A 10,410-nucleotide genomic window follows, 5' to 3' on the forward strand; every position below is an offset into this window, starting at 1 on the left:
CGGGTTACTCTCGCCCCGGTGTGCGACCGCCGTTGACACCCCGGCGTGCACCCCGTCGCTCGGGGGGTGGGGGTGCACGCCTTTTTCACGACCGGTGCGGGCGGCGTCTCGCCGGCCCCTTGGAGCACGTCGGACGGCGGCGGCCTGAACCTTGGCCTCAACGTGTCCGACGACGCGGGCCGGGTGGCGGTCAACCGTTCCCTGGTCGCCGAGCGGCTCGGCGCGCCGGTCGCCTTCGCCACCCAGGTGCACGGCGACGAGGTGCTGGAGCTCGGCCCGGCCGAGCGTGCCGCGTGGGCGGCCGGCCACCCGCCGTCGTCGGCTGGGGAGGGCGACGCGCTGGTCACCGCGGAACGCGGGCTGGGCCTCGGCGTCCTCGTCGCCGACTGCGTACCGGTGCTGCTCGCCGACCCGGAGGCGCGCGTTGTCGGGGTGGCGCACGCGGGGCGCAAGGGTGTGCTCGCCGGCGTGGTGCACAGGGCGCTGGACGCGTTGGTCGCGCACGGTGCGGACCCCGCGCGCGTGCGCGCCGTCGTCGGGCCGGCGGTGTGCGGGCGGTGCTACGAGGTGCCCGCCGCCATGCGCGCCGAGGTGGCCGACGTGGTACCCGAGGCCTACGCGACGACTAGGGACGGCACACCGGGGCTTGACCTGCCGTCCGGGGTGATGGCGCAGCTCGCCGCGCGCGGCGTCGCGGCGAGCCGGGTGGAACGCTGCACGTTGGAGGACCCGGACCTGTTCTCCCACCGCAGGGCCAGCAGGGCCACTACCACAACGGGCAGGCAAGCTGGGATCATCGCCCTCATTTGACGCCGGTGCCCGGATCGTCCACCCGCGACACGCCGACAGCAACGCTCTGACCTGCGAAATCACACGGATGTCGTTTTTAGCGAGCATTCGCTGAACAACTTTGGCAAAGTTGTTCGTGGCACGGCGTGTCGCACTTCCGGGTCGGATTGCGCCGGGCTACTTTTGTCAAGGCGACCTCGACCAGGGGTCAAGGTCGGACCTGCTTGCGGGCCCGCTGGACACCGAGACAGAAGGACGCACAGCAGGCGACGAACGGAGAGTGAGCGATGGCCGGAGCGCTTCGCAAGACCATGCTGTATCTGGGCCTCGCCGACGATCAGGGCGAGCAGGAGTACCTCGACGACTACGACGAGGGCCTGGAGGAAAACGTGGAGGACCACCGGCACGCGCAGGTCACGCCGCTGCACCGCGACGGTGTGCCGCGTGAGGCCCTGTCCTCCTCGGACCTACGCCGGATCACGACCGTGCACCCTCGGTCGTACAACGACGCACGGAACATCGGCGAGGCCTTCCGCGCCGGTACCCCCGTCATCATGAATCTCTCCGACATGGACGACGCCGACGCCAAGCGTCTGGTCGACTTCTCCGCCGGCCTGATCTTCGGTCTGCACGGCTCGATCGAACGGGTGACCAACAAGGTCTTCCTGCTCTCGCCCGAGCACGTGGAGATCGCGGCCGAGGAGCAGGCCCCGGCCGAGAAGTCGAACGGGCGCGGCGGCTTCTACAACCAGAGCTGAGTCCGGCAGGGCCGGACGATCTGGCTGGACGATGTATGAGGGGCGGTCGCTACGGCGGCCGCCCCTCACATGTCCCTCGACGGCCCGAGGTATGGGGCCCTGCTCTCGTGTGCTTCCCAGTTCAGACAGGTTAGGTTGTGCCTTGTGACTGTGATCTGGCAATTCATCGGCTTCGTTCTGTGGCTGTTCCTCCTGTTCCTCATCGGACGGCTGGTCTTCGACTGGGTGCAGTTCTTTGCCCGGGACTGGCGGCCGCGTGGTGTGCTGCTCGTGATCGCGGAAGCGATCTACACGGTCACCGACCCCCCGCTGAGGTTCCTCCGTCGCCTGATCCCGCCGCTGCGGCTGGGGCAGGTCCAGCTTGACCTCGCCTTCATCGTCCTGTTCTTCGGCGTCTCGCTGCTCCAGGGCCTGGTCGGGTTCCTCGCGAGTGCGTGAGGGTGAAGGTGTCGAATCTGTGCCGGTTCGTGGCATGTCCGATTTGGGCTGTTGCGTCGAGGCCCCGGAAACATTGACCAGAGCATGGATATGGCCTGGGGTGACACGGCACACTCTGTGAGGAAATCGTGCCCGGCGGTGCTCCCGGTGTCCCACGCCCATCTCGTCCGCTACCGTGGGCTTCGGCGGAGGGCGCGCGGCTGGGCAGCTCCGACGTCCGAGATCTGCGTTCCTACGTTCTAACTTTCGAGGTGACACGATGGCACTGCTTACTGCAGAGGACATCCTCAACAAGAAGTTCTCCGCGACGAAGTTCCGCGAGGGCTACGACGTCGAGGAGGTCGACGACTTCCTCGACGAGGTCGTGCGGACCCTGACCAACGTCCAGGAAGAGAACGAGGGCCTCCGGCAGAAGGTCGCCGCCGCGGAGCGGCGCATCGCCGAGCTCTCGCGCAGCGAGGCCGCCGGTTCCGCCCGTGCGCAGGCGGCGCCGGTCGCGGCTCCCGTCATGCCGACGGGTCCCGCGGGTGGCCCCAAGGGCAGCGGCCCGGAGCCGGAGTCGGCGACCGGGATGCTCCAGCTGGCTCAGAAGCTGCACGACGACTACGTGCGCTCGGGCCAGGAGGAGGGCGACCGGCTCATCTCCGAGGCCAAGACCGAAGGTGCGCGGATCGTGCGCGACGCCGAGGAGACCTCGCACCGCACGCTGTCCCAGCTCGAGCAGGAGCGTTCGCTGCTGGAGCGCAAGATCGACGAGCTGCGCCTCTTCGAGCGCGACTACCGCACCCGTCTGAAGAGCTTCCTGCAGAACCTGCTCGGCGATCTCGACGCACGTGGCTCGGCCCTGCCGCCGCGCAACAACCAGCAGTCCGGCCGTCCGGCAGAGATGGCCCAGGGCATCTGACAGCACCCGCTGTCGAGAGTGTCCGTCGAGCACGGCGGCCGGGCGTCCCCACCTCACGCCCGGCCGGCGCGCGCGACACGCCATACGCACTCATGATTGGGGCACGCCACATCGGCGTGCCCCGTTGTGCGTCCGGCCGCTTGTGCTTACGCTTCGTTGACTTGACCACCGGGGGCGACCGTGAAGGGGAACCCATGACCAAGATCTCGACCGCGACGCGAGCCGCGATCAAGCAAGAGTTCCCGAACCTTACGCGCGACGTGAAGAAGTTCCCCGTCCGCGAAGGCGAAGAACCCTGGACAGTACGAGAGGTCGAGGAGCTGGCTGCGCTGCTCGTCGAGGACAAGGAACGGCTCGAGCGTGAGCTGGAGTCTGCCGACCGCGAGCTGTCGGACCTCCTACGCAACTCGGGCGACGGCGCGGGCGACGACCAGGCCGACTACGGCTCGAGCGCGCTCGAACGCGAGCAGGAGCTCACGCTCGTCAACAACATGCGTGACCTGCTGGACCAGACGAACCACGCGCTGGACCGCATCCGCAAGGGCACCTACGCCACCTGCGAGCTCACCAACCTGCCGATCGGCAAGGCGCGGCTCCAGGCGTTCCCCAGGGCCACGCTGTCCGTAGAGGCCAAGGCGCGCGAGGAGCGTCGCGGAGCCTGACCGGCGGGGCAGCGAAGCCCCGCGGCCGTCAATATCCGATATCAAGGTTGTGATGTCTGGGTTACGGGTATTCCTGGGGGAATGCCGCGGGGTTCGGTCCGGGAATGTCTGGTTTTATTCCCTGTGTGCCGTGTCACGTTCGAATTGACAGGGTGAATTACTCGTCGGATGCTCGTCGGGATGAATCACACGTGTGTGGTTCATCGCTCATTCGTCTGAGCTATTCGAGGGGGAAAACACAATGATCCGAGGATTCCGTGCAACCTGTCGTGCAGGGGCAGCCGTTGTCATGTCGGCCGGTCTGGTCGTCGCAGCTGCTTCGGGTGCGAGCGCACTGGTCACGGGCGACGCGCCCGAGCTGATCAGCGCGCCCGCCGCCGGCAGCGTGACGGACGCGGCCTCCGCGGCTGACCTGCTCGGCACCACGGACCCGCTGGGCGTCGTTACCGCCGACGGTGCGTTCGACCAGCTCGAGGGCTACGGCACGACCGAGCTGCCCGCGGGCGTCGACGGTGCGATGGTCCCCGAGGAGGTCGCCACCGCCGGTGACGTCGTCTCCTACGAGGAGAGCGACGGCAGCTTCAACGTGCTGAACAACGTGTGTGTCGCTCCCTGGTACTGGGAGGGTCCGGGCAACGTGGGCAGCACCGCCAACGTGACCGAGTACAAGGCCTGCAACGACGGCGACTACGAGCTCGGTGGCGACGGTTCGGTCAACATCGCGAACAACGTGTGCGTTGCTCCGTGGCACTGGGACGGCCCGCTGAACCTGTTCAACACGGGTAACTTCACGAAGTACGTGGCCTGCAACTGACGCCTTGTGTCAATTGACTGCCATCGTGCGGTGACGCGACGGTAGTGCTGCACCAGGCGAGGCCCTTTACCGGATTTCCGGGAAAGGGCCTCGCTGCTTTGTCGGACGGTGCCGCCTCTTGATCAGAAATCAATTGTCGTGTGCCGAGGGCCGGCCGGTGGCGCAGGGGCGCGGCACCGTTCGCCCGGTCTCCGGGCACGGGCGCCCGGTACCGTCCGCGGCATGGGAGACTTTGCCTGATGTCTACTCCCGCTGAACCTTCCGCCGTGGCCGGCGACGAGACGGATCCCGCAGCAGCCACGCCCCCGTCGTCCGGCAGCCGTGTGCTCGTGGTCTGGACCGGTGTCCTCGCGGCCTTCGTCCTGGCCGCCGACCAGCTCACCAAGTGGTGGGCCGAGTCCGCGCTGGACGTGAACGCGCCGACCATCCCGATACTGGGTGACCTGCTCGGCATCCGGCTGATCTACAACCCCGGTGCCGCGCTGTCGATCGCCTCGGGCATGACCTGGCTCCTGACCATCGTCGTGACGGTGGTCGTGGTCTTCATCGTCCGGGCGATCGGCCGGCTCGGCTCGCGTGGCTGGGCGGTGGCGCTCGGCCTGCTGCTCGGCGGCGCCGTCGGCAACCTCGTGGACCGCCTCGTGCGCGAGCCCGGGTTCGCGCGCGGTCACGTGGTGGACTTCATCGACTACGCGGGCTTCTTCGTCGGCAACGTCGCGGACATCGCCGTCGTCTCCGCGGCCGTGCTGATCGCGCTCCTTTCGCTGCGGGGCATCGGCCTGGACGGCAAGCGGCACACGGACGACGCGCGGCCCGCCGAGCGCGCCGCGGATCGGCCGGACGACCAGAACGACCCCGCCTGATGGCGCTGCGCACGCTGCCCGTGCCCGACGGGCTGGCAGGCGACCGCGTGGATGCCGCCCTGGCGCGCATGCTCGGCTTCTCCCGCACCCGCGCGGCGGAGCTCGCCGAGGCGGGCGCCGTACGTCTCGACGGGCGTCAGGTGCGCAAGTCGGACCGGGTGGTGCCCGGCGGCTGGCTCGAGGTCGACGTGCCGGAGGAGCGCCCAGCCGTCGAGGTGGTCGCGGAACCCGTGCCCGGCATGGGCATCGTGTACGACGACGACGACCTGGTGGTGATCGACAAGCCGGTCGGCGTGGCGGCGCACCCGTCGCCGGGCTGGACCGGGCCCACCGTGGTCGGCGCGCTGATCGCCGCGGGCTACCGCGTCTCCACGTCGGGTGCGGCGGAACGACAGGGCATCGTGCACCGGCTCGACGTCGGCACGTCGGGCCTGATGGTGGTCGCGAAGTCGGAGCTCGCCTACACGGGCCTCAAGCGCGCCTTCAAGGAGCGCACGGTCGACAAGATCTACCACGCGCTCGCCCAGGGCCACCCGGACCCGACGTCCGGCACCGTGGACGCGCCGATCGGCCGGCACCCGAGCTCGGACTGGAAGTTCGCGGTGACCGCGGACGGCAAGCCCTCGGTGACGCACTACGAGACGCTCGAGATGCTGTCGGCTGCCTCGCTGCTCGAGGTGCACCTGGAGACCGGGCGCACCCACCAGATCCGCGTGCACCTCGCGGCGCTGCGCCATCCCCTCGTGGGAGACCTGACCTACGGCGCTGACCCCGTCCTGGCGTCCAAGGTGGGGTTGACCAGGCAGTGGCTGCACGCGCACCGGCTGGGCTTCGAGCACCCGACGACGGGGCGCCGGGTCGAGGTGGAGTCGCAGTACCCGGCCGACCTGGAGGCCGCGCTCGAGGTCGTGCGGGGCACGTACAAGTAGCCGCGGACGCGGCTCCGGGCGACCCGCCGCGAGAGTGACGCGGAACGCCGTCGGATCTGCCGAGGAGTGTCGGTGGTGCGGCATAGGATCGACGACATGCCCACCGCCACCGCCTCGAAGAGCGACGACTTCGTCCACCTCCACGTCCACACCGAGTTCTCGATGCTGGACGGTGCGGCGCGGATCGGCGACCTCATGGAGGAGGTCGTGCGGCAGGGGCAGCACGCCATCGCGACGACCGACCACGGGTACCTCTTCGGTGCGCACGAGTTCTGGGCTCAGGCGCAGAAGGCCGGTGTGAAGCCGATCATCGGCGTCGAGGCGTACGTGACGCCGGGGACCAGCCGGTTCGACCAGAAGCGGGTGCGCTACGGCGAGGCGGGCCAGGAGGCCGACGACGTCTCGGCGCGGGGTGCCTATACCCACATGACGCTGCTGAGCAAGAACAACACCGGCATGCACAACCTGTTCCGGGCGTCCTCCCTGGCCTCCCTGGAGGGCCAGATGGGCAAGTGGCCCCGGATGGACCGGGAGCTGCTGGAGCGGTACTCCGACGGCCTCATCGCGACGACCGGCTGTCCGTCGGGCGAGATCCAGACGCGGCTGCGGCTCGGGCAGTGGGACGAGGCGGTCCGGTACGCGGGTGAGCTGCAGGACATCTTCGGCAAGGAGAACTACTACGTCGAGCTGATGGACCACGGCCTCGACATCGAGACCCGGGTCACCAAGGAGCTCCTCGAGCTCGCCAGGACCATCGGCGCCAAGCTGGTGGCCACCAACGACCTGCACTACGTGCGCGAGGAGGATGCGACCAGCCAGGAGGCGCTCCTGGCGATCAACTCCGGCTCCACGCTGGACGACCCGAACCGCTTCAAGTTCGACGGCTCGGGCTACTACGTGAAGTCGGCCGCCGAGATGCGGAAGGTCTTCAAGGAGCTCCCCGAGGCGTGCGACAACACGCTGCTCATCGCCGAGCAGTGCGAGGTCTCGTTCGACACCTCGGCCAACTACATGCCGCGCTTCCCCGTCCCCGACGGTGAGGACGAGATCTCCTGGTTCATCAAGGAGGTCGAGGCGGGCCTGCTGCGGCGGTACCCGAACGGCTACTCGGACGCGGTGCGCAAGCAGGCCGACTACGAGGTCGAGGTCATCATCCAGATGGGCTTCCCGGGGTACTTCCTCGTGGTCGCCGACTTCATCAACTGGTCCAAGGACCAGGGCATCCGGGTGGGTCCGGGGCGTGGCTCGGCGGCCGGGTCGATGGTCTCCTACCTCATGGGCATCACCGAGCTGGACCCGCTGGAGCACGGGCTCATCTTCGAGCGCTTCCTCAACCCGGAGCGCGTCTCCATGCCCGACGTCGACGTCGACTTCGACGAGCGCCGGCGCGGTGAGGCCATCCGGTACGTCACGGAGAAGTACGGCGACGACCGCGTGGCGCAGATCGTCACCTACGGCACCATCAAGGCCAAGCAGGCCCTCAAGGACTCCGCCCGGCTGCTCGGCATGCCGTACGCCATGGGGGAGAAGCTCACCAAGGCGATGCCGCCCGCCGTCATGGGCAAGGACATCTCGCTGAGCGGGATCTTCGACCCCAAGGACAAGCGCTACTCGGAGGCCGCTGAGTTCCGCCAGGTGCACGAGGCAGACCCCGAGGCGCAGCGCGTCGTCGAGCTCGCGCGCGGTATCGAGGGCCTGAAGCGGCAGTGGGGCGTGCACGCGGCCGGCGTCATCATGTCGAGCGACCCGCTGATCGACATCATCCCGATCATGAAGCGCCCGCAGGACGGCGCGATCATTACGCAGTTCGACTACCCGACGTCCGAGGGCCTCGGCCTGATCAAGATGGACTTCCTGGGCCTGCGCAACCTCACGATCCTCGACGACGCGCTCGAGAACATCGTGGCGAACGGCAAGGACCCGATCGACATCGAGAAGGTGGCGCTCGACGACAAGGCCACCTACGACCTGCTCGCCAGCGGTAACACGCTCGGCGTGTTCCAGCTCGACGGCGGGGCCATGCGGTCCCTGCTGCGGCAGATGCGCCCTGACAACTTCGAGGACGTCTCCGCCGTCATCGCCCTGTACCGGCCCGGGCCGATGGGCATGAACTCGCACATCAACTACGCGCTGCGCAAGAACAAGCAGCAGCAGATCGAGGCGATCCACCCGGAGGTCGTCGAGCCGTTCGCCGAGATCCTCGACGAGACCTACGGCCTGATCGTCTACCAGGAGCAGGTCCAGCGCGCCGCCCAGATCATGGCCGGCTACTCGCTCGGACAGGCCGACCTGCTGCGCCGCGCCATGGGCAAGAAGAAGCCCGAGGTGCTGGCCAAGGAGTACGTCAACTTCGAGAAGGGCGCCAAGGAGAAGGGGTACAGCCCTGCCGCCATCAAGGCGGTCTGGGACACGCTCGTCCCGTTCGCCGGCTACGCCTTCAACAAGGCGCACTCCGCCGGCTACGGCCTCGTCGCCTACTGGACCGCCTACCTCAAGGCGAACTACCCCGCCGAGTACATGGCAGGCCTGCTGCAGTCGGTGGGCGACAACAAGGACAAGATGGCGCTCTACCTCAACGAGTGCCGTCGCATGGGCATCACGGTGCTCCCGCCGGACGTCAACGACTCCTCCGCCAAGTTCACGGCCGTGGGCGGCGACATCCGCTTCGGGCTCACCGGCGTGCGGAACGTGGGCCGCAACGTCGTGGACGCGATCGTGGAGGCGCGCGAGGAGAAGGGCACCTTCGCGTCGTTCCAGGACTTCCTCGACAAGGTCCCGGCGCCCGTCTGCAACAAGCGCACCATCGAGTCGCTCATCAAGGCCGGCGCGTTCGACTCGCTCGGGCACACCCGCCGCTCGCTGCTCGTGGTGCACGAGCAGGCCGTCGACTCCGTGATCGGCGTGAAGCGCAAGGAGGCCGAGGGCCAGTTCGACCTGTTCGCGGACTTCGGCGGCTCGTCCGACGACGACGCGGGCATGGGCTTCTCCGTCGAGGTACCGGACCTGCCCGACTGGGAGAAGAAGCAGAAGCTGCAGTTCGAGCGCGAGATGCTCGGCCTCTACGTGAGCGACCACCCGCTGTCCGGGCTGGAGCACGTGCTGCAGCGCGCCGCCGACACCTCGATCGCGTCCCTGCTCGCCGACGAAGGCCGCCCCGACAACTCGCAGGTGACCGTGGCGGGCCTGCTCACCTCGGTGCAGCGCAAGATGAGCAAGAACGGCAACCCCTGGGCGGCCGTGACGGTCGAGGACCTGGAGGGCGCCGTCGAGGTGATGTTCTTCGGCGAGACCTACCTGGCGTACTCGACGATGCTCGTCGAGGACCAGGTGGTGGTGCTGCGGGGCAGGGTGCGCCGTCGCGACGAGACCCTGTCGCTGCAGGCCATGGAGCTGGCCCTGCCCGACGTCACGGTGGGCTCCGACTCGCCGCTCGCCGTCACGGTGCCGCACACCCGGGCGATCGAGTCCACGATGGTGCGGCTGCGCGAGGTGCTCGCCACCCATCCCGGTTCGGCGGAGGTGCACGTGGTCGTGGCCGAGCCGGGCAAGAAGACGCTGGTGCGGGCGTCCGACAGCCTGCGGGTGGAGAAGTCGCCCGCCCTCTTCGGCGACCTGAAGGCACTGCTCGGCCAGGGCTGCCTGTCGTGACCGAGGCACCCGGCGTGGCGCCGGTCGAGAGCGACCGCTACGACGAGCGGGACCACGAGCGGTTCGCGCTCGTTCCCGCCGCGTACCTCTTCCTCCGGCGCGAGGGGCAGGTGCTGCTGCAGCTACGGCAGGGCACCGGCTACCGCGACGGGTTCTGGGCATGCGCGGCCGCCGGGCACGTCGAGGAGGGCGAGTCGGTGATCGACGCCGCCGTGCGCGAGGCGGCCGAGGAGCTCGGTGTGGTCGTGGCACCCGAGGACGTCCGGCCGCTGACCGTGCTGCACCGCGGCGAGCCGGGCGGGCCCGCGATCGAGCAGCGGGTCGACTTCATGTTCGAGGTCACCCGCTGGACCGGGACGCCGTCGATCCAGGAGGCGGACAAGGCAGCCGACCTGGCGTGGTTCCCGTTCGTCGCGCTGCCGCAGCCGCTCGTCCCGCACGAGGCCGCAGTGCTGCGTGCCGTGCACGACGCGGGCCGGCACGGCACCGAGATGCCGCGGCTCATGACCTTCGGTTTCTGACCGGACGGCTCGTCGCCGGTCGGACAAGAACAAGCTCCCGTCTTCGGCGGAAGGGTTCGCGCGACCACCGCCGTGGCGTAGCCC

General features: G+C 68.8%; 10 protein-coding genes. All 10 read left to right on the top strand.

The window, feature by feature from the left end:
• The first annotated feature begins 72 nt into the window (after nt 1-72).
• Entirely contained in the window at nt 73-810 is a 738-nt protein-coding gene (pgeF, locus tag ACFWE2_RS21765; RefSeq protein ID WP_377226297.1) for a peptidoglycan editing factor PgeF, read from the top strand.
• Between the two features lie 266 nt (nt 811-1,076).
• A complete protein-coding gene (locus ACFWE2_RS21770) occupies nt 1,077-1,547 on the top strand; it encodes a cell division protein SepF (RefSeq protein WP_377226298.1) in 471 nt (156 codons plus the stop codon).
• Nucleotides 1,548-1,691: 144 nt separating this feature from the next.
• On the top strand, nt 1,692-1,985 hold the full coding sequence (locus ACFWE2_RS21775) for a YggT family protein (RefSeq protein ID WP_357501586.1): 294 nt from the start codon (nt 1,692-1,694) through the stop codon (nt 1,983-1,985).
• A 259-nt stretch (nt 1,986-2,244) separates the two neighbouring features.
• A complete protein-coding gene (locus ACFWE2_RS21780; protein ID WP_377226299.1) occupies nt 2,245-2,889 on the top strand; it encodes a DivIVA domain-containing protein in 645 nt (214 codons plus the stop codon).
• Between the two features lie 194 nt (nt 2,890-3,083).
• Entirely contained in the window at nt 3,084-3,551 is a 468-nt protein-coding gene (locus tag ACFWE2_RS21785) for a TraR/DksA family transcriptional regulator (RefSeq protein WP_377226300.1), read from the top strand.
• Nucleotides 3,552-3,840: 289 nt separating this feature from the next.
• Nucleotides 3,841-4,365, top strand: a complete 525-nt coding sequence (locus ACFWE2_RS21790) for a hypothetical protein (protein ID WP_377226301.1) — start codon at nt 3,841-3,843, stop codon at nt 4,363-4,365.
• 239 nt (nt 4,366-4,604) lie between these two features.
• Complete coding sequence (locus ACFWE2_RS21795; protein ID WP_377226302.1) at nt 4,605-5,228, top strand: signal peptidase II; 624 nt, start codon at nt 4,605-4,607, stop codon at nt 5,226-5,228.
• Entirely contained in the window at nt 5,228-6,157 is a 930-nt protein-coding gene (locus ACFWE2_RS21800; RefSeq protein WP_377226303.1) for an RluA family pseudouridine synthase, read from the top strand. The genes ACFWE2_RS21795 and ACFWE2_RS21800 overlap by 1 nt, the downstream gene beginning before the upstream one ends.
• 96 nt (nt 6,158-6,253) lie before the next feature.
• Entirely contained in the window at nt 6,254-9,805 is a 3,552-nt protein-coding gene (dnaE, locus tag ACFWE2_RS21805) for a DNA polymerase III subunit alpha (RefSeq protein WP_377226304.1), read from the top strand.
• The gene (locus tag ACFWE2_RS21810) at nt 9,802-10,326 is read left to right on the top strand and encodes an NUDIX domain-containing protein (RefSeq protein WP_377226305.1); all 525 of its coding nucleotides are present in this window, start codon (nt 9,802-9,804) and stop codon (nt 10,324-10,326) included. The genes dnaE and ACFWE2_RS21810 overlap by 4 nt, the downstream gene beginning before the upstream one ends.
• Nucleotides 10,327-10,410: the final 84 nt, after the last annotated feature.

The organism is Promicromonospora sp. NPDC060271, assembly GCF_042726755.1.
Taxonomy (GTDB): Bacteria; Actinomycetota; Actinomycetes; order Actinomycetales; family Cellulomonadaceae; genus Promicromonospora.

Bases quoted from the DNA above. Each gene is read 5' to 3' on its own strand.
- ACFWE2_RS21770 (WP_377226298.1), top strand. From the start codon at position 1,077: ATGGCCGGAGCGCTTCGCAAGACCATGCTGTATCTGGGCCTCGCCGAC.
- ACFWE2_RS21780 (WP_377226299.1), top strand. From the start codon at position 2,245: ATGGCACTGCTTACTGCAGAGGACATCCTCAACAAGAAGTTCTCCGCG.
- ACFWE2_RS21785 (WP_377226300.1), top strand. From the start codon at position 3,084: ATGACCAAGATCTCGACCGCGACGCGAGCCGCGATCAAGCAAGAGTTC.
- ACFWE2_RS21790 (WP_377226301.1), top strand. From the start codon at position 3,841: ATGTCGGCCGGTCTGGTCGTCGCAGCTGCTTCGGGTGCGAGCGCACTG.
- ACFWE2_RS21795 (WP_377226302.1), top strand. From the start codon at position 4,605: ATGTCTACTCCCGCTGAACCTTCCGCCGTGGCCGGCGACGAGACGGAT.
- ACFWE2_RS21800 (WP_377226303.1), top strand. From the start codon at position 5,228: ATGGCGCTGCGCACGCTGCCCGTGCCCGACGGGCTGGCAGGCGACCGC.
- dnaE (WP_377226304.1), top strand. From the start codon at position 6,254: ATGCCCACCGCCACCGCCTCGAAGAGCGACGACTTCGTCCACCTCCAC.